The 849-nt window shown below is 61.6% G+C and carries 1 protein-coding gene; it reads left to right on the top strand.

Features of this window, described 5'->3' with window-relative positions:
* Positions 1 to 42 precede the first annotated feature (42 nt).
* On the top strand, positions 43 to 552 hold the full coding sequence (locus CWC38_RS11865) for a hypothetical protein (protein WP_121846900.1): 510 nt from the start codon (positions 43 to 45) through the stop codon (positions 550 to 552).
* Positions 553 to 849 lie beyond the last annotated feature (297 nt).

An 849-nucleotide genomic window follows, 5' to 3' on the forward strand; every position in this document is an offset into this window, starting at 1 on the left:
ACTTAGCGGAAGCAACCCCCCCCCCAGTGCTAAGGACCCCCCATGAGCGACCGCGAGCATGTTCCTACCCGTTCAAAAGTGATTTTCTGCCTCTGGCTGGCCGTAGTCATCACCGTGATATGGCTCGTTGGCGCCATGGTCAGCGACGCGAAAGCACATCATGCGAAGGCGGATCAGACTGAATGGCTCGCCAAGCTCCAGGACAACCTCGCAGTCTCTCTCAACGCATCATCGTGGGACAGGGCATGCTCCGAGACAAGCATCAGCTGGGTCTGCGGGATCCAGTCCATGGAGGCCACAGGGGACCATGAGCTCACGCTGCACACCGATCTGATGAGTGTGGACAGCGATGATGCCTTGCAGTACGCCCGGATGTTCACCGGCGACGACTGGACCAACAATGACCCCGCGACCGGCGTCCTGATCGTGGATCGTCGGGGGCTGGAAAAGTTCTATTCGAAGAACAAGGCCGATAGTGAGTGGGCCGACAACTATCAGAAAGACGTGGAACGCAAGGAAACTTTGGAAGACCTGGGGCTGATCGAAAAGTAACCCCCCGGGGGGGGTGCCCACCCGCGTTGAGTGCCTCACCATCGTCCATCCCGAACACGCCTTACTGGGGTGACGAGCGCAAGCTCGATCAACGCCTCAAAAATCCCACCCATAACTAGCCCAGGAGCACCCCCATGCACCGTTGTGCTATCCCCTTGACCCTCGCTGCCGCGTCGCTCGCCCTGACCGGGTGCGCCGCCCAGCAGGACCCGGCACCCACGGCGACCGTCACGGTGACGGCCACCCCGTCTGCAGAGTCGTCCACTCCCACCCCGGAGCCGCCCGAGACCTCCGAAG

It is taken from the genome of Kocuria tytonicola (genome assembly GCF_003687455.1).
GTDB classification, from domain to species: domain Bacteria; phylum Actinomycetota; class Actinomycetes; order Actinomycetales; family Micrococcaceae; genus Kocuria; species Kocuria tytonicola.

Bases quoted from the DNA above. Each gene is read 5' to 3' on its own strand.
- CWC38_RS11865 (WP_121846900.1), top strand. From the start codon at position 43: ATGAGCGACCGCGAGCATGTTCCTACCCGTTCAAAAGTGATTTTCTGC.